We start from the raw sequence: 17,804 nt of genomic DNA, 5'->3' as shown, positions 1-17,804 counted from the left end.
GTCTCAGAAAGATCGGGCGCTGGCGTCTGTAGTCAAGCCCTGCCGATGGCAAGGCATCAGGTCCGGGTTCCGGCGAGCTCTTCGGAAATCGTGATGACAAATTCCTGCGCCTCGCGGTCGGCCGGATAAATCTCCACATAACGTTCCCAGGCCTTCAGTGCGGCCTCCTGGCTGCCACGCTCGGAGAGGATGGCGGCAAGGCCTGCGAGTGCCCCGAAGTGGCGCGGTTCGAGTTCCAGCACCTTGTTGATGTCCGAGACGGATTTCTTGTAATTGCCCATGGTGTAGTGAAGCGTCGCACGCTGGTTCCAGGCGCCGACAAACTCCGGGTTCAAGGCGATCGCCTGGTCGAGAAAATCAAGGGCGGCGGCTGTCCGCTTTTCATCGGTTGCCTTCTTTGCCCATTCGAGCAGCAGGTCGGCGGTCGGGCTTTGCGACGTATTCCACCTGGCCATGACGGAATTGGCCAGCTGCCGGGCGATCTGCGGGCTGCGTTCACGCTTGAGCGCGGCCAGCATGCCGTCGAGATCGCGTGGCTTTTCTGCTGCCTTGACTGGAACCTGCTCGACCGGCGCCTGCTCGACCGAAGGCTGGCCGGATGGTCCCTGTTCCGATGGATTTGGTGGTGTCCCCGGAAACGGTTGATCGGGTACCTGTGCAACCGCAATGCCTGCGAAGAGCAGCATGGGGAGCAGGGCGGAGACCGTCGGGGCGGTCGAGGTGAGTCGCAACGAAAGAAGGCGCATACCGGGACGATAATCCCTCTGCGCCTTCTTTCAAACTCAAATTTACGACATCAACACGCCGTCGAAACGGCGAGGCATTCCCACAGGCATGGCGCGCCAACCGGCTGCGCCGAAACCTCAGCCCTGACGAGCCTTGAAGCGCGGGTTCATCTTGTTGATGATGTAAACACGACCCTTGCGGCGAACCAGACGGTTGTCGCGGTGACGGGCCTTAAGCGCTTTCAGCGAGTTCTTGATCTTCATTTTCCTGGTCCACAACAATTGTCGGGGAATGGTTTATTCGCCCGCTGCCAAAAACAATCAAAAGAGCGCCGCCCGGGCGCATCCCTGAAGAGTTGGCCGCAATTACCGCGACCAGCCCGGTCATGTCAACCTTCAATGCCCAATTTGCGGGCTAGAAGCAGCGAATATTCCCGGAAATTCAGGCTTTAATCGACATTATTTCCGTCACATGCCCCATCTTGCGACCGGGGCGGGCTTCGGTTTTTCCGTAGAGGTGCACAAGGACATTGCTGCGGGCGAGCCATGCGGGGACGGAATCGATGTCGCCACCGATCAGATTCGTCATCACGCAGTCGGAGTGGCGCGACGGATCACCGAGCGGCAGGCCGGCCACGGCACGGATGTGCTGCTCGAACTGCGAGACGACGCAGGCAGCCTCTGTCCAGTGGCCGGAATTGTGCACGCGCGGTGCGATCTCATTGGCGATCAGGCCGCCATCGGCGAGCACGAAGAACTCCATGCCGACAACGCCGACATAATCGAGGCCGTTGAGCAGCCTGGTCGCCGCCTCACGCGCGGCATTTGCCGTTTGCGCCGGGATTGCGGCCGGAAGCGTCGATGTGTGCAGGATGCCGTTGCGGTGGACATTCTCGGTCGGGTCGTAGGCCCGCACCTCGCCATCGGCACCACGGGCGGCGATGATCGACACTTCGCGAACGAAAGGCACGAAACTTTCGAGAATCAGCGGAACGGAGCCGAGGGCCGCATAGCCGCCTTCTGCCGTATCGCCCTTGCGGTAAACCTTCTGGCCTTTGCCGTCATAGCCGAAGCGGCGGGTCTTCAACACACCTTCGCCGCCGAAATCGGCCAATGCCGCTTCGAGGTCGCTCTGGCTGTCGATGGCGTGAAAACGTGCCGTCTCGATGCCCGAGGCATTGAGGAAGCGTTTTTCGGTAACGCGGTCCTGGGCAACTTCCAGTGCCTTTGCCGGCGGGTAGACCGGAACGCTGGCGGCGAGCCGTTCGACGGCTGTCACCGGCACGTTTTCGAATTCGTAGGTGACGACGTCGCAGAGCTTTGCCAGTTCGGCCAGAGCTTCCGGGTCGTCATAGGCGGCGGTAATCTGGGCGTTGGCTACCTGTGCCGCCGGGCTGTCTGCCTGCGGCTCGAGGATGATGGTGCGGTAGTTCAACCGCGCTGCGGCCATGGCGAGCATGCGGCCGAGCTGGCCGCCGCCGATGATACCGATCGTGCGATTCGTCATGGAGTTTCGTCCATCGGATATTCGGCGACGGATCCGGCCTGGCGCTCGATCCAGTCGTCGAGCCGCTCGCTCAGGTCTTCGTCGTGCAGGGCGAGGACGCGGGCCGCAAGCAGCGCGGCGTTGACGGCGCCGGCGCGGCCGATGGCCAGCGTGCCGACCGGAATGCCGGCCGGCATCTGGACGATCGAATAGAGGCTGTCGAGGCCCGACATGGTCTTGGATTGCACGGGCACGCCGAAAACAGGCAGGGGCGACAGCGAAGCGACCATTCCGGGCAGGTGGGCGGCGCCACCGGCACCGGCGATGATGATCTTGAAGCCTTCGTCGCGTGCGCCCTTGGCAAAGGCATACATGCGATCGGGTGTGCGGTGGGCCGACACGATGCGGGCTTCATAATTGACGCCGAGCGCATCCAGCGTGTCCGCGGCGTTTTTCATCGTCTCCCAGTCGGACTGGCTTCCCATGATGATGGCGACGGGGGGGCACTCAGCTGTCATCGGGTTTCCTTCTTCGGTCAGGCGATGATGTCCGGAATGATCTGATCCTCGATCGAGGTGATCTTGTCCTTGATGGACAATTTCTTCTTTTTCATTCGCTGGATTCTCAGGGCATCGCAACCGGTCGAGATCATCGCATTGATGGCGACGTCGTAGTCCTCATGCTCCTGGCGAAGCCGTGCCAGTGCGAGCCTGACGTCCGCCTGCTCTTGATCGGCCATTGTTTGTTCCCCGATTGCCGCCTCGTGCACTTTCTTAAGGATGCACGGTAGATTCGCGCAAGCTCCTATCACCAAATACCGGTAACGGGAAGTTATCCTTGTCTGCGTTTTTGCCGCAATGAAATGGGCTCTTTGCCTTCGACAAACCGCATTCTTCGTGTCACATTACGTTCGTAAAGCCTGAAACTCCAGTGGAGAGAGCTGGAAGTAGGCCAATAAGGAAGGACGCATCAAATGACCATGCAGGCTCATCTTGAATCGCTGGAAAAGAAGCACGGTGCTTTGGAGGAAAGACTCCATACCGCTCTTGCATCCCCCTCCGTCAACGATGAACATATCGCCGAATTGAAGCGTCTTAAGCTGCGTCTTAAGGATGAAATGGAACGTCTGAAGGCTTCCACACGACATTGAGTGAGGTGGCTGCACCGGCTTCGGATAATCCGAACCCGATGTACTGAGTGAAGCAGCCACCGTTTTTCGGCCCCGGAGTTCACATCGACTTCGGGGCCTTTATTTTGTCCGTATTTTAAAGGGAGCAAAGGCGGCTCAGGACCAGAACTGATCGAGCCAAAGGTTCATCCGGTCGAAACCCGGACGGTTGACACAGTAGATGCGGCGAGTGCCTTCCGCCTTCACATCGACGAGGCCGCAATCAAGAAGGGCCTTCAAGTGCTGGGAAACGGCTGGGCGACTGATCGGCAGGGTTTTTGCCAAATCGTTCACGGTCTTCGGTGATCGACGCAGATCTTCCAGGATGTGACGCCTGTTCGGGTCTGCGATAGCGGTGAAAGGGTCCGCGTTGGTCATGGAGAAACGTTATGTCAAAGGCGTATGCGCGGCAAGCGCGAATGTGCGCTGCAACAGGGCTTTCCGGGTGTCTGATGCGGGTCTGTCTGGACTGGATGCAACGGATCTGGTTTCTGCGTACGGATACGTCATGACCTGCATCCAAGTGTCGAATGGTTGAGAGCCGCTCATCTCTCCCGGGCCGTGCAGCACACAGCCTTCAGCCCTGGCCGGGAGCATTGGCTGCGCAGAAGTTCCGGTCTGTGCGCATTGTCCGGTTGATCCTTTGGGGAGAGCGGTCTATCGGATTTGCTGAGATATAACGAGGGTGTGTTCCGCAGGTTGCGGAAACACCCGGAAACGGAACCATCGATGACCAAGATTGAAGACCGCTGCCGCCTCGTGCTGATCGTTCCGGAGATTGCCGATGCCGCCGAACAGGCGCGCATCCTCGGCGATGCATTGCGGGGTGGCGACGTTGCCTCCGTGATCATTCCACAATACGGACTGGACGATGCGAGCTTCCAGAAACATGCCGAACTTCTGGTTCCGGTGATCCAGGAGGCGGGGGCTGCGGCGCTGATCGTCGACAACAGCCGCGTTGCCGGCCGGGTGAAGGCCGATGGCTTGCATATCAGCGGCAATGCCGCAGCGCTGGCGGAAGCTGTTGCCAACCATACGCCGAAGATGATCGTCGGTGGTGGCAATGCCATGGACCGCCATCATGCACTGGAAATGGGCGAGCCCCAGCCGGACTACATTTTCTTCGGCAAGCTCGACGGTGACATCAAGCCGGAAGCGCATTCGAAGAATATCGCGCTTGGCGAATGGTGGTCGGCGATGATTTCCATTCCATGCATCGTCATGGGCGGCACCGATCCTTCTTCGGCGCTGGCCGTGGCCGAGAGCGGTTGCGAGTTCGTCGCACTCGGCAAGGCGGTTTTTGATGACCCGGCGACGGCTGCGACGATTGTTTCCCAGGTGAATGCCGAACTTGACGAAAAAGCGCCACGGTTTGGAGATTGAACCGCCTCATGCGCCAATCCATGTCCATCCACCGTCTGATTCTTGCCGCTTTCACAGGGCTCGCGCTCGCGACGGCGCCGGCTGCTTATGCGCAGGAAACAGAGGATGGCCTGGAGATTGGCGATGCGCCGGCGATCAGGCCTGCCGAGCCCGAGGACGCCGGAACGATTGATCGTGGCCAGCGGCCAAGCACCAGCGAAGGTGATGCGACGACGCTGGACCGCGCCGATCGCGATGCCAAGCAACCGGAAAGCAAATCCGGGCGCGATCAGGGCAAGGCCAGCAAGGGTGGCCGTGAAGAGGAGCTGCAGGGGATCAACATCTATCTGCGCATGGGTACGCCGCTGCCGGATCCGCCGAAGGAAAAGGAATTTTCCGGCGAACCGGACGAGGCTTATGGCGCCTTCCAGCGCGGCCTGTTTCTGACGGCTGTCGACAAGGCGCTGCCGCGTGCACAGCTTGGCGACCCCGCGGCGCAGACATTGCTGGCCGAAATCATGTCGCGCGGACTTGGAGTCAAGCGCGACCTGAAAGGCGCAAGCTTCTGGTATGGCCAGGCAGCACAAGGCGGCGAGCCGTCGGCGATGTTCAAGTACGCCCTGTTGCTGATGGAGGGCAAATTCGTCCCGCGCGACAAGGCGAAGGCCGACGAGTATATGCGCCAGGCGGCCGATGCCGGCAACGGTTCGGCCCAGTTCAACTGGGCGCAGATCCTGGTCTCGGACAATCCCGGCGTGCGCGGTCTGACCATGGCGATGCCCTATTATGAAAAGGCGTCCGAGCAGGGCATTGCGGACGCGCAATATGCGCTGGCCCAGGTCTATGCGGCCCTGAAGGATGTGCCGGAAGAGAAGAAGGCCAGGGCACGCGAGTGGCTTGAGCGGGCGGCCAAGGCCGGGTTCGATACGGCCCAGCTTGATATCGGCATCTGGCTGGTCAATGGCATCAATGGCCCGCGCGACTATGATGCCGGCTTCCGCTGGCTCAGTATTGCGGCCAAGCGCGGTAATGTGGTGGCGCAGAACCGATTGTCGCATCTCTATATCAATGCCCTTGGCACACGCCCTGATCCCGTCGAGGCGGCGAAGTGGTATGTGCTGTCGCGCCGCGCCGGTCTCACGGACCCGACGCTGGAGGATTTCTATCTGGGTCTGAACGAAGAGCAGCAGAAGCAGGCGATCGACGGGGCCAATCGTTTCCGTCGGAGTTGACGTCATCGCTTTTCGAAGACGCCGGGTTGGGGGAGCGGTGGCATGGACATCTTCGATCTTTTCCAGCGGCTGGGCCTTGCGATCGCCATTGGTGCTGCCGTGGGTGTGGAGCGCCACTGGCGCGAGCGTGATGAGCCTGAGGGCGCGCGTACCGCCGGGATCCGGACCTTTACGTTGATCGGCATGACCGGTGGTCTCGCCGGACTGATCGAGTTGGCCGTAAAGGAAACGGCATTTTCGGGGCTTGTCGTTACCGGCTTTCTGATCTGCATCACCGCAATCATCCTGCGCTTCGGCCTGATGGAAGCGCAGGCGCAAAAATCCTTCAGTGCAACCACGGTGATCGCGGCTGTCGCAACTTTCGGTCTTGGAACGCTCTCGGTTATCGGTGACATGGTCCTGGCGTCCGCCGGCGGTGCGGCAATGGTTGCGGTTCTGGCGAGCCGAGAGTTCCTGCACGGCGCGATCCGGAAACTGACATGGCTGGAATTGCGCTCGGCGGTCATTCTTCTGGCCATGACATTCGTGCTTCTGCCGCTGATCCCCTCAGAGCCTCTGGGGCCCTTCGGTGGGGTATCGCCGCGCAATCTGGTGGTGCTGGTCATCGCGCTCGCGTCGATCTCGTTTGTCGGCTATGTGGCGGTCCGCATGCTTGGCCAGGGGCAGGGCGAACTCGTGGCCGGTGCCGTCGGCGGACTCGTCTCCTCAACAGGCACGACGCTTGCGCTTGCGCGGCAAAGTGTGGATGCAGGCTCGTCAGCCGGTCTTGCCGCCGGGGCGCTGGTTGCCGGTGCCGTTTCGCTGGTGCGCACCGTGTTTCTGATGCTTGCGCTTTCGCCCTCGCTGGGATGGTCGGTGTTGCCGGGGCTTGTGGCCGCAGCGCTGGTCATGGTCACTGCGTCGTTGTTTTTCGTCCGCTGGCGTGAGCCCGCCGGCGCGGGAGACCTGCCGGCCAATCCGTTCGAAATCGGTTCTGTCATCCGCATGGCACTGCTGATTACCGCTGTCGCTTTTCTGGCGCGTGCGGCAAGCCAGGCCTTCGGCGATGGCGGGCTTTATCTCGTCTCGGTGCTTTCGGCCTTTGCCGATGTCGATGCTGCCACGGTGACGATTGCCGGGATGGCGGATCGGCTGAGCCCGGACGTCGCGGTCGAGGCAGTCGGCCTTGCGGTGGTCGCCAACATTGCGGCGAAGGCGCTCTATGCTGCGGGCACGGGCAGCCGGAGCTTCGCCGCCAAAGTGGCTGTCGGTTCGCTGCTTGCCGTGTGTGCCGGCTTGGTGGTCCACTGGGCGGTCCCTTGGGCGGTCCATGGGGCTGCGGGGCTGATGTGAGCCTCGTGCATGGCCGGATGGCGGGTTGCCCCTTGAAATCCGGCAATTTTTGTGGTCTTGAACCGCGCAACCGCTGCCGCGCGCAAGCGCCGCTCTTGTCGCCCTTTCCGGCGACCACCGAATTTCAAGGAATACCACCGGATGGCCCGTTCAGCTCTTCTCAACGTCATGGTCCAGTCCGCCATCAAGGCGGGCAAGTCGCTGGCGCGCGACTTCGGCGAAGTGCAGAACCTGCAGGTCTCCGTCAAGGGCCCGGGCGACTTCGTTTCGCAGGCTGATTTCCGTGCCGAAAAGATCGTGCGGGAAGAACTTTTGAAGGCGCGTCCGACGTATGGTTTCCTCGGTGAGGAAAGCGAAGAGATCAAGGGCACCGATGGCGCGCATCGCTGGATCGTCGACCCGCTTGATGGCACGACCAACTTCCTGCACGGCATTCCGCAGTTTGCCGTCTCGATCGCGCTGGAGCGCAATGGCGAGATCGTCGCCGGCGTGATCTTCAACCCGGCGACGGACGAGCTTTACACGACCGAAAAGGGCGGCGGCGCCTTCCTCAACGATCGCCGCATCCGCGTCGGCGCCCGCAAGGTGCTGTCGGATTGCGTCATCGGCTGTGGCGTGCCGCATCTCGGCCGTGGCCAGCACGGCAAGTTCCTCGTCGAACTGCGCCATGTCATGGGCGAGGTTTCCGGCGTGCGGCGCATGGGGGCTGCTGCCCTCGATCTCGCCTATGTCGCGGCTGGTCGCCTGGACGGCTTCTGGGAAACCGGTCTCAACATCTGGGACATTGCAGCCGGCGTTCTCCTGATCCGCGAAGCCGGTGGTTTCGTCTCGGACATGAAGGGTACGCAGGACATGTTCGAGACTGGTGCCGTGATCGCCGGCAACGAGTATATTCGCAAAGCCTTGGAAGAAGTGATTAATCGTCCTGTACCGAAGGCGTAAGCGCTTTCAAAACGGTGCTGTATGACGCGGCTTTCCGGCTTCAATTCGTCTCATTTTTCTACTAGCCTCCGGGACTGAGATTCCCCGGAGGTTGAGTACACATGGCGAAAGTGAAGCTGGCGGACCTGGAAGTGGACGAAACCCGAGCAGGGGAATACGGCCAGAAGCTCTCCAGCCCGATGCCCTTCTTCACCACAATGGTCATCTTCCTGATCATCGTCGGTTTCATTGCAGCGATCCTATACCGACAGGCCCATGCGGCTTTCATTACCAATCCCGGGCTGAATGGCCTCATTCTGGGGGTCATGGCCGTTGGTATCATTCTGGTGTTCAACCAGGTGCTGGCGCTTCGTCCCGAAGTGCGCTGGTTCAACTCCTTCCGGGCCGCGGGCAATGATTTTGACCGTGTCGGTCGCGATCCGCGCCTTCTCGCACCGATGAAGTCGCTGATCGGCGGACGTCGGTCGATGGCGATCTCGACCACGGCACTGCGCTCCATTCTCGATTCGATCGGTACGCGTCTTGATGAATCGCGCGATACGACGCGCTATCTCGTCGGGCTTCTTGTCTTTCTCGGCCTGCTCGGCACCTTCTGGGGTCTTCTCGGCACGATTGCCTCGATCAACGACGTCATCCAGTCGCTGGATCCGTCGTCCGGTGACAGCAACGACGTGCTGACCGCGCTGAAGAGCGGCCTGACGGCGCCGCTGGCGGGCATGGGCACGGCGTTTTCGTCCTCGCTGCTTGGCCTGTCCGGCTCGCTGATCCTCGGCTTTCTCGACCTGCAGGCCGGCCGTGCGCAGAATCGTTTCTATACCGAGCTGGAAAACTGGCTGTCCTCCGTCACGGACCTCGATTCCGAACTGGCGGTCGTCTCCGATGGCAGCGGCGCGGTCGCCAGTGAAGATGTGAAGCTGCTGCTTGTCGAGGTTGCGAGGCTTGCCAATCGCGACGGTGGCGACAATACCAGCAGCGAGCGTTCCGTTGCCGCGATTGCCGGACTGGCGGAGGGCATACAGGGACTGGTCAAGAACATGCGCAACGAACAACAGATGTTGCGCGACTGGATCGAGGCTCAGCAGGAAGATGCCCGCGCCATGCGCAAGACGCTCGACCGGTTGAACGACAAGATCGGCGGGACGAAGTAAATGGCGCTCGGCCGCAACCGGCGCCGGGAGCGCTCCGTCGACTACTGGCCTGGTTTCGTCGATGCCCTGTCGACGCTGCTTCTGGCGATCATGTTCCTGCTCACGGTCTTCGTGCTGGCGCAGTTCATCCTGAGTCGCGAGATTTCCGGCAAGGACGAGGTGCTGAACAGGCTCAATAGCCAGATCGCCGAACTGACCCAGTTGCTGGCGCTCGAAAAGAGCGGCAAGCAGGATCTCGAAGACACGCTGGCCAGCCTGCAGTCGTCGCTCGCATCCTCGGAAAGCGAGCGTACGCGCTTGCAGCAGCTTCTGGAGAGCGGCACCGGATCTGCCGATGCGGCCAATGTGAAAGTCGGCAGGCTGACGCAGGAACTGGACGCGGAAAAGCAGGTCAGCACCCGGGCGATGAGCCAGATCGAGCTGCTCAACCAGCAGATCGCCGCCCTGCGGGCGCAGATCGCCGCCATCGAGGAGGCGCTTCAGGCCTCCGAGGCAAAGGATGCCAATTCGCAGGCGAAGATTTCCGATCTCGGTCGCCGGCTCAACGTGGCGCTTGCGCAGCGCGTCCAGGAGCTGAACCGCTATCGATCCGACTTCTTTGGCCGGCTGCGGGAAATCCTGTCAGACCGTGAAAATATCCGCATCGTCGGCGACCGTTTCGTCTTCCAGTCGGAAGTGCTGTTCCCGTCCGGCGGCAATGTGCTCAATCCGGCTGGCGAGGTGGAAATGGCAAAGCTCGCCACGGCTATCCTCGACCTGGCACGGGAAATTCCGCCGGAAATCAACTGGGTCCTGCGAGTCGACGGTCATACCGACAATGTGCCTCTGACCGGGACCGGTCGTTACTCCGACAACTGGGAGCTTTCGGCTGCGCGCGCGATCTCCGTGGTCAAATATCTGATTGCCCAAGGCGTTCCGGCAAACCGTCTGGTCGCGGCCGGCTTTGGGGAAAATCAGCCGATTGCCGAAGGCGACAGTGTTGAGGCGCGATCCCAGAACCGTCGCATCGAGTTGAAGCTGACCGAACGGTGAAAATCGGTACTGGACAGTTCCTTACCCATCTTATTTGAGGATTGTATTACGTGCGCGTAAGCGTAAGACTGCCTGATGTTGGAGGACATCATGCAGCACTTCGATATTCTGGTGATTGGCGCCGGTCTGGCGGGTCTTGTCGCGGCCACGGAGGCCGTGGAGCGAGGACTAAAAGTCGCTGTGGTCGATCAGGAGGGGGAGCAGAACCTGGGTGGCCAGGCCTTCTGGTCGCTGGGTGGTCTGTTCTTCATCGACAGTCCCGAGCAGCGGCGGATGGGCATTCGCGACAGCTTCGATCTGGCGCGCCAGGACTGGTTCGGCTCGGCCGGGTTCGATCGCAACGAGGATTTCTGGCCCCGCCAATGGGCAGAGGCCTATCTGCATTTTGCGGCCGGCGAGAAGCGGAGCTGGTTGAGAGCGCAAGGGGTGAGCTGGTTTCCGGTGGTCGGCTGGGCCGAGCGCGGCGGAGCGCTGGCAACAGGGCACGGCAATTCCGTCCCGCGCTTCCATGTCACCTGGGGTACCGGTCCGGGGGTCATTGCTCCCTTCGTGCAGCGGGCAAGGGCGGCGGCTGACGCCGGCAAACTCACCTTCCTTTTTCGTCATCAGGTCGATCGCCTGGTTGTCACCGATGGTGCGGTGACGGGCGCTGCCGGGTCGCTGCTGGCAGGCGATGCGACGCCGCGCGGCGCGACCAGTTCGCGCAATGTGATCGGCGATTTCGAGGTGACCGCGGGAGCGGTGATCGTTGCGTCGGGTGGCATTGGCGGCAACCATGACCTGGTGCGCAAGAGCTGGCCCGTCGAAAGGCTTGGACCGCCGCCGAAATCGATGGTCGCGGGTGTCCCTGCCCATGTCGATGGACGCATGCTGGGGATTACCCAGCTGGCCGGCGGCGAGATTATCAACGGCGACCGGATGTGGCACTACACGGAGGGTCTGCGCAATTGGGACCCGGTCTGGCCGAACCACGGCATCCGCATCCTGCCCGGCCCCTCGTCCTTCTGGTGCGATGCCGACGGCAATCGGTTTGCAGCCCCCGTCATGCCCGGTTTCGACACGCTGGGCACGCTAAAAGCGATCCGCGCGCGCGGGGACGAATATTCCTGGTTCATCCTGAACAAGGCGATCATCAAGAAGGAATTTGCCCTGTCCGGTTCCGAGCAGAACCCGGACCTGACAGACAAGGACGTGCCGCTGCTGTTGAAGCGGCTTGGGAAGAACCCGCCAGGCCCGGTGCAGGCCTTCATGGACAAGGGCGAGGACTTCGTCGTGCGCGATACACTGGAGGATCTGGTCATGGCGATGAACGAGCTGACCGGCGAGCATCGTCTCGGGATCCACCATCTGCGCGCGCAGATCGAGGCTCGTGACCGGCAGATCGACAACAAGTTCAGCAAGGATGCACAGGTCACGGCCATTCGCGGCGCGCGCAACTATCTCGGCGACAAGCTCATGCGCACCGCCAAGCCGCATCGTCTGCTCGACCCCAAGGCGGGGCCTCTGATCGGCGTTCGCCTGCATATCCTGACCCGCAAGACCTTGGGCGGGCTGCATACCGATCTCGAGGGCCGCGTGTTGTCACGCGACAACAAGCCGATCGGCGGACTGTATGCGGCGGGTGAAGTGTCCGGGTTCGGCGGCGGCGGCATGCATGGTTACAATGCGCTGGAAGGGACCTTCCTCGGCGGCTGCCTGTTCTCAGGCCGCGTCGCGGGCAGAACCGCCGGAGGCTGATCCGGCGGTTCGCTGCTTGCCATAGGTGTTTTTGCCGGCGCTGAGCCGATAATCAGTCCATCTGCACGTTGGCGTCACGCACAACCGGTGTCCACTTGGCCATTTCGGCCTTGACGTGGGCTGCGAGCTCTTCGGGGCTCGATGCGACGACCGTTGCGCTGAATTCCTTCATGCGCTCGATGACGGCGGGATCCGCCATGGCGACCTTCGCCGAGGCGTTCAGCCGGTCGATGACGTCCTTGGGCGTGTCTTTCGGGGCGAACAATGCGTTCCAGGTATAGGTTTCGTAACCGGGAATGCCTGCCTCGGCCATGGTCGGCACGTCGGGGAAGGATGGCGCGCGTTCCGCCGTGGTCACGGCCAGGGCCCGCAATGTGCCAGCCTTGATGTGGCCGGAGGAGGAGGGAAGGTTGTCGAACATGATCGGTACCTGGTTGCCGATCACATCGGTCAGCGCCGGGCCGGAACCCTTGTAAGGCACATGCTGCATCTTGACGCCCGCCATGGCGTTGAACAGTTCGCCTGACAGATGCAGCGGCGTGCCATTGCCGGACGAGGCATAGCTGTACTTTTCCGGATCGGCCTTCAACAGGGCGAGCAGTTCCTTGACGTCTTTCGCCGGCAATTGCGGATTGACGACCAGTACATTCGGCACGACGACGAGCAGGGAGACCGGGGCGAAATCGGTTTCGGCATCATAGGGCTTGTTCTTCAGGATCAGCGGATTGAGCGCATGGGTGGCAACCGTGCCCATCAGGATGGTGTAGCCGTCCGGTTCTGCGCGCGCGACGTTTCCGGCGCCGAGACTGCCGCCTGCACCGCCGACATTCTGGACGACGACCTGCTGGCCGAGATCGGTCGACATGCGCTCGGCAATGACCCGGGCGACGACGTCGGTCGAGCCGCCGGCGGCAAAGGGCACGACCAGCGTGACAGCGCGCTCGGGAAATTCGGCTTGCGCCGTGCCGACCGACACCACGCCGGCCAGCAGGCCCGCCGCGATTATGGATTTAACGAATGACATGAACATTCCTCCCGTCATGTGTTGACTATCCGGCGGCCACAGCTCCTCCCGCGCCCGTCCGGATGGGTTGATTGTCGCGTTCCGGTGAGACCGAACAACGGCAATGCGCTGTGGTTGTAGGACGGCTGCACGTCTTTGGTGGGGGATGGGTGGATTTCTGCCCAAACGGCCGCAAACATGGGTGAAGATCCACCCATGTTTGTTCGTCGCCTCAGCGGTATTGGGCTGGTGCCCTACTGCGCCGCGGCGGTGAAGTCGCGGCCACCGGTCTCGAACTGCAGGCGGGCCAGCTTAGCATAGAGACCACCCTGCTGGATCAGGCTCTGATGCGTTCCCTGTTCGACGATATGGCCATCATCGAGCACCAGGATGCGGTCAGCCTTGAGAACGGTTGCCAGGCGATGGGCGATGACGATTGTCGTGCGGTTGCTCATCAGGCCGTCGAGCGCCTTTTGCACCAGCGTCTCGCTCTCGGCATCCAGCGCCGAGGTCGCTTCGTCGAGCAGCAGGAGCGGGGCGTCGCGCAACAGCGCACGGGCAATGGCGATGCGCTGGCGCTGGCCGCCGGACAGGGTGATACCCCGTTCGCCGACCACGGTGTCGAAACCGTTTTCCAGCCGGTTGATGAATTCGCTCGCCTGGGCTGCTTCCGCGGCTGCCTCGACCATCCGGCGGTTGGCGTTCGGCGAGCCGAAGGCGATGTTGTCGTGGATCGACGAGGCGAAGATGGTGACGTCCTGCGGCACGATCGCCGTGCGGGCGCGTAGCGCCTGCGGATCAACGGTGCGGATATCGGTGCCGTCGAGATAGACGCTGCCTTCCGACGGGTCATAGAAACGCAGAATCAGCGAAAAGATGGTGCTTTTGCCGGCGCCCGACGGGCCGACGATGGCCACGGTCTCGCCCGGCTCGACCTTGAAGGATAGGCCTTTCAAAGCCGACTTCGCTGTTCGGGAGGGGTAGGCAAAACGCACGCCTTCAAATGTGACGCGACCCTCTGCCGGCTGCGGCAAGATTGCCGGATGTGCCGGGGCGGCGATGGCCGGATGCTCGGCGAGCAGTTCGGTGAGGCGTTCGGCAGCCCCCGAGGCTTGCGAAAGTTCGCCCCAGACTTCCGACAGCGTTCCAAGCGAGCCGCCGGCAATCACCGAATAGAGCAGGAACTGGCCGAGCGTTCCGGCGGACATGGTGCCCGCCAATACGCTCTGTGCACCGAACCAGAGCACTCCAACAATACTGCCGAAGATCAGGGCAATGGCGACGCCGGTCAGAAGCGATCGCGACTTGATCGCGGCGCGTGCCGCTTCATAGGCGCTTTCCACCGCCGAGCCGTAACGCTGGCGTGCCATGTCTTCCGCGTTGAAGGCCTGCAGGGTCCGGGCGGAGCCGATCATTTCGCCGGCAAAGGTGGAGGCTTCGGCCAAGGTGTCTTGAGCGGCACGGGAGCGCTTGCGCACCGAGCGGCCGAAGGCAACCAGGGGAAAGACGATGATCGGGATCGCGGCCAGCACCATGATCGACAGGCGCGGGCTGGTGTAGATCATCATGGCGATCGCGCCGAGACAGAGAATCGAATTGCGCAGCGCAAGCGAGGCGGTGGCGCCGACTGCGGATTTCAGCTGGGTGGTGTCGGCCGTCAGCCGCGAGACGATCTCGCCTGACTGGTTGATGTCGAAGAAGGATGGCGACAGGCGCGTCACATGGGCAAAAACGTCGCGGCGCAAATCGGCGACGACATGCTCGCCGATGGTGATGACGAAGTAGTAGCGCATGGCGCTGGCAATCGCGAGGACCACGGCCATGACGATCATCATGGCGAAGTATTTGTTGATAAAGCCGCTGTCGGCGGCGTTGAAGCCATGATCGAGCATACGCCGGATGGCAATCGGCAAAGCAAGCGTTGTGGCGGCCGCAAGTCCGAGGAAAAATATAGCGCCGGCAACCAGCCCACGATATCGCTTCAGATAGGGAAGCAGACTGCTGAGCGGCTTCAGAGAGCGGCGTTTCTTATCGTTGTTTTCGGCTTCCAAGGTCACGCGGCATTGCTCCTGACAGTGCTTGCAGGCTTTCGTGCCATGGCACTTGTTATCCCTGCGCCCTTCATGTATAGGCACGGCATCGAATTGGGAAGCCGTGGCCTGATCGGACTGCGGCATCATGTATTGAATAGGTCTCGCTGACGCAATTGCGGCATATAGACCCTACCGGCACAGCAGGAATAGAGCGATGAAGGCTGACATCCATCCCGACTACCACGTCATCAAAGTCGTCATGACCGATGGCACCGAATATGAAACGCGTTCGACCTGGGGTTCGGCTAACGCGACCATGAACCTCGAAATCGATCCGAAGTCGCACCCGGCTTGGACCGGCGGCAACCAGCAGCTGATGGACCGCGGCGGTCGCCTTTCGAAGTTCAACAAGCGTTTCGGCGGCCTCGGCCTCTAATCGCTGCGAACTCTGCAAGATTGCAAAAAGCCCGGTTTTACCGGGCTTTTTCTGTTTCCGCAGATGAAATGCCGGACGACCCCTCAGATCGCGGCCAGCCGGTCGGCAACCTCCTCGAGCCCAAGGTCGTGCTTTGCCGCGAGCGTCATGCCGAATTCGATCAGGGCCTTGATATTGCCGGGGCTGGCGTCGTCCAACGCATCATTGACCCCGACGAGCGGCGCATCCAGTCGGAAATAGTTCAGCGATCCGCGATTGGCCGTGGTGACGATGGTGGCGCCGTCGGTAAATTTCGGTGGCGTGCGGTTCAGCAGCTTGTTCAACTGATAGGACGCCGTGCTCGCCTGCCCCTGCATGAAGACGGAAATCAGCGGTGTGTCATTGGCCGGACTGATCCAGCCGCCGGCACCCCAGTTCTTCGCCTGCTGATAGGGGATCTTGCGGCTGGCCGATCCTGTTCCGAGCGAAAGGAAGATCATCTCCTCGCCATTCTCGCGCCAGCCGAGCTTGCTGCCTTCGACATAGGCGGCCATGGCCGGGTCATTGGCGAAGACGCCACCATCGACCATCGGGATCGACGGGACCTCGCCACGGCTCCTTGCGGCAAGATCCTCGACCAGTGCCGGCTCGAAATAGGTGGGGGCCGCCGATGAGCCGCGCACCGCCTGCCAGAAATAGAAGCGCTCATGCTCGGGATCGGCATTGGTCATGAAGACCGCCCGTCGCGTGTGGATGTCGTAGGCGGTGATCAGCACCTTGGTCAAAGCCTGGGCAATCTCCGTCGACTTGCCGAGCATGTCGATCAGGATCTTTTCCAATGCCGTGGCGTCATAGTGTTCGTCAAACAGGCCACCAAGATTGGCGAGCTTGCGGAACAGGGACTGATCGAAGATTGCCGGTCCCTTGCTGCGATACAGATCGAGAAGCATAGCAGCATTGGCGACCGGCTGGTCGGGGTGGCGTGGCTTCGGGCAGGTCAGGCCGGCGGCGATGATGGCGCCGGTCGATGTGCCGGCGATCAGGTCGAAGTAGCGATAGAGGGGCAGCGTCTTGCCCCTGGCCTTGAGCTTGTCTTCCAGCACCGTCAGAACGGCTGCGGGAACGGCGCCGCGAATGCCGCCGCCGTCGATCGAAAGAATGAACTTCGTCATGATGCCCTCCCTTGGATTGCAAGAGAGTGGCACCTTTATTTAAAGTTGTAAATATCCCGGCAAACACCTTGAGGTGCACGGTTAACAAAAAGCCCGGTCATGCAGGCGCATGCCGGGCTATCGTGTCATTTCAGATCGTCTTGAAGCGGGCGTGGTTCAGCCGGCGTTGAAAGCCGTGCGCAGCAGGTTCAGCTGTGCCTGGACGCTGTTTTCATTGTCCGGCAGGAACTCTTCTTCCTGCGGGCGGTAGATTTCGCGGTCGAGCAGGGCCACGCGGTTCTGCAGGCGCAGCGAGCGTTCGACGAGATCACGGAAGGATTCCGGCAGGTCGAGCCAGCCCGGTGCCGTGCGGTCGACGTTGAAGCCATCCAGGCGCACCTTGCTCTTTTCGGACAGAACCTGATCGCGGCTCATTTCGCCGTTGTTGACGGCGCGCTGGAGCAGGAGCCAGGAGGCCATCTGCATCAGGCGGGTGGTAAGGCGCATGGATTCGGCAGCGTAGAGCACGGAGGCCTGACGCGGCAGGACCTTGGCGGCAGCGCGGCCAGGACCGTCGAGGTAGGCGGCCGTTTCTTCGACCAGGCCCATGCCCTCGGCATAGGTCGCCTTGAACTGGCTGGATGCCGCTGCGCGACCGGCGAAGCTAACCGTATTCAACCCGAGTTCCGACATGGATGTTTCCCTGTAAAACGCATCACTATTGTACGTAACGGCAGCGGTGCGATCTTGTTCCTGCCGCATTTGGTGAGGCTACGATGCTACCAATACCCCAAATGCGCAAGGCGTTTCTTAAGGAAGGGTTAATTCCCACAATTTTGCGGTTACTTTGCGGCGCAAAGCAAAAAAAGAGCCGCAAACGCGGCTCTCAAGGTAAAACAGGGAGAAAATCAGACCATCGCCGTTAGGTGAAACTGCCTGAATCCAGGAGGACTGGATGAGCTTAGTTTCCATGAAAAGAGTTAACGCCAAGTAAATTCATTCGAGAGAAATGGATCTTTACAGACCAGCTCGGCGAAT

19 protein-coding genes are annotated in these 17,804 nt (G+C 61.4%); 9 read left to right on the top strand and 10 right to left on the bottom strand.

From position 1 onward, the window contains the following. Window positions 1-56: 56 nt before the first annotated feature. The 5 genes from LQ231_RS17040 to LQ231_RS17020 form a co-directional block, all read right to left on the bottom strand. Window positions 57-746 (bottom strand): tetratricopeptide repeat protein, encoded by a 690-nt coding sequence (locus tag LQ231_RS17040; RefSeq protein ID WP_230172413.1) that lies wholly within the window; start codon window positions 744-746, stop codon window positions 57-59. A 117-nt stretch (window positions 747-863) separates the two neighbouring features. Next, window positions 864-989, bottom strand: a complete 126-nt coding sequence (gene ykgO / locus LQ231_RS17035) for a type B 50S ribosomal protein L36 (protein WP_007607121.1) — start codon at window positions 987-989, stop codon at window positions 864-866. A gap of 178 nt (window positions 990-1,167) precedes the next feature. Beyond that, window positions 1,168-2,232, bottom strand: coding sequence for a 5-(carboxyamino)imidazole ribonucleotide synthase (locus LQ231_RS17030; RefSeq protein WP_230172411.1), 1,065 nt, complete (start codon window positions 2,230-2,232; stop codon window positions 1,168-1,170). Next, window positions 2,229-2,729, bottom strand: coding sequence for a 5-(carboxyamino)imidazole ribonucleotide mutase (gene purE / locus LQ231_RS17025; RefSeq protein ID WP_113142127.1), 501 nt, complete (start codon window positions 2,727-2,729; stop codon window positions 2,229-2,231). Before purE ends, LQ231_RS17030 begins: the two co-directional genes overlap by 4 nt. A 17-nt stretch (window positions 2,730-2,746) precedes the next feature. Then, a complete protein-coding gene (locus LQ231_RS17020) occupies window positions 2,747-2,950 on the bottom strand; it encodes a DUF465 domain-containing protein (protein ID WP_007607114.1) in 204 nt (67 codons plus the stop codon). A gap of 234 nt (window positions 2,951-3,184) precedes the next feature. Between LQ231_RS17020 and LQ231_RS17015 the strand changes: the two genes are divergently transcribed. Continuing rightward, entirely contained in the window at window positions 3,185-3,361 is a 177-nt protein-coding gene (locus tag LQ231_RS17015) for a DUF465 domain-containing protein (protein ID WP_007607112.1), read from the top strand. A 135-nt stretch (window positions 3,362-3,496) separates the two neighbouring features. On the opposite strand, the gene LQ231_RS17010 is transcribed toward LQ231_RS17015, so the two are convergent. After that, the gene (locus LQ231_RS17010) at window positions 3,497-3,757 is read right to left on the bottom strand and encodes a metalloregulator ArsR/SmtB family transcription factor (RefSeq protein WP_007607109.1); all 261 of its coding nucleotides are present in this window, start codon (window positions 3,755-3,757) and stop codon (window positions 3,497-3,499) included. A gap of 351 nt (window positions 3,758-4,108) precedes the next feature. On the opposite strand from LQ231_RS17010, the gene LQ231_RS17005 reads away from it, so the two are divergent. From LQ231_RS17005 to LQ231_RS16975, 7 genes are all read left to right on the top strand, one after another. After that, window positions 4,109-4,762, top strand: a complete 654-nt coding sequence (locus LQ231_RS17005) for a thiamine phosphate synthase (RefSeq protein ID WP_113142126.1) — start codon at window positions 4,109-4,111, stop codon at window positions 4,760-4,762. A gap of 8 nt (window positions 4,763-4,770) precedes the next feature. Beyond that, a complete protein-coding gene (locus LQ231_RS17000; protein ID WP_230172410.1) occupies window positions 4,771-5,973 on the top strand; it encodes a tetratricopeptide repeat protein in 1,203 nt (400 codons plus the stop codon). 42 nt (window positions 5,974-6,015) lie between these two features. Continuing rightward, the gene (locus tag LQ231_RS16995; protein ID WP_230172409.1) at window positions 6,016-7,305 is read left to right on the top strand and encodes a DUF4010 domain-containing protein; all 1,290 of its coding nucleotides are present in this window, start codon (window positions 6,016-6,018) and stop codon (window positions 7,303-7,305) included. Window positions 7,306-7,446: 141 nt separating this feature from the next. Continuing rightward, complete coding sequence (locus LQ231_RS16990) at window positions 7,447-8,247, top strand: inositol monophosphatase family protein (protein WP_113142124.1); 801 nt, start codon at window positions 7,447-7,449, stop codon at window positions 8,245-8,247. A 101-nt stretch (window positions 8,248-8,348) separates the two neighbouring features. Next, the gene (locus LQ231_RS16985) at window positions 8,349-9,395 is read left to right on the top strand and encodes a flagellar motor protein MotA (RefSeq protein ID WP_230172408.1); all 1,047 of its coding nucleotides are present in this window, start codon (window positions 8,349-8,351) and stop codon (window positions 9,393-9,395) included. Then, on the top strand, window positions 9,396-10,427 hold the full coding sequence (locus LQ231_RS16980; RefSeq protein ID WP_230172406.1) for a peptidoglycan -binding protein: 1,032 nt from the start codon (window positions 9,396-9,398) through the stop codon (window positions 10,425-10,427). A gap of 90 nt (window positions 10,428-10,517) precedes the next feature. Beyond that, complete coding sequence (locus LQ231_RS16975; RefSeq protein WP_230172405.1) at window positions 10,518-12,164, top strand: FAD-binding dehydrogenase; 1,647 nt, start codon at window positions 10,518-10,520, stop codon at window positions 12,162-12,164. A gap of 52 nt (window positions 12,165-12,216) precedes the next feature. Here the strand turns inward: LQ231_RS16975 and LQ231_RS16970 are convergent, their stop codons facing one another. Both LQ231_RS16970 and LQ231_RS16965 read right to left on the bottom strand, forming a co-directional pair. After that, window positions 12,217-13,188: a tripartite tricarboxylate transporter substrate binding protein gene (locus LQ231_RS16970; RefSeq protein ID WP_230172404.1), complete on the bottom strand. Its 972-nt coding sequence runs from the start codon at window positions 13,186-13,188 to the stop codon at window positions 12,217-12,219. Between the two features lie 233 nt (window positions 13,189-13,421). After that, window positions 13,422-15,224, bottom strand: coding sequence for an ABC transporter transmembrane domain-containing protein (locus tag LQ231_RS16965; RefSeq protein ID WP_230172403.1), 1,803 nt, complete (start codon window positions 15,222-15,224; stop codon window positions 13,422-13,424). 190 nt (window positions 15,225-15,414) lie between these two features. Between LQ231_RS16965 and rpmE the strand changes: the two genes are divergently transcribed. Further along, window positions 15,415-15,636 (top strand): 50S ribosomal protein L31, encoded by a 222-nt coding sequence (rpmE, locus tag LQ231_RS16960; protein WP_007607076.1) that lies wholly within the window; start codon window positions 15,415-15,417, stop codon window positions 15,634-15,636. 83 nt (window positions 15,637-15,719) lie between these two features. Here rpmE and LQ231_RS16955 read toward each other — a convergent pair whose 3' ends face one another. Both LQ231_RS16955 and LQ231_RS16950 read right to left on the bottom strand, forming a co-directional pair. Further along, a complete protein-coding gene (locus tag LQ231_RS16955; protein WP_230172380.1) occupies window positions 15,720-16,787 on the bottom strand; it encodes a patatin-like phospholipase family protein in 1,068 nt (355 codons plus the stop codon). Between the two features lie 156 nt (window positions 16,788-16,943). Next, window positions 16,944-17,459 carry a DUF1465 family protein gene (locus LQ231_RS16950; RefSeq protein ID WP_230172377.1) on the bottom strand — a complete coding sequence of 172 codons (516 nt, stop codon included), beginning with the start codon at window positions 17,457-17,459 and terminating at the stop codon, window positions 16,944-16,946. Window positions 17,460-17,804 lie beyond the last annotated feature (345 nt).

This window comes from Rhizobium sp. CECT 9324 (assembly GCF_918741265.1).
Taxonomy (GTDB): domain Bacteria; phylum Pseudomonadota; class Alphaproteobacteria; order Rhizobiales; family Rhizobiaceae; genus Allorhizobium.
The sequence above is the reverse complement of the archived record's forward strand: the minus strand, read 5'-3'. Positions and strand labels throughout refer to the sequence as shown.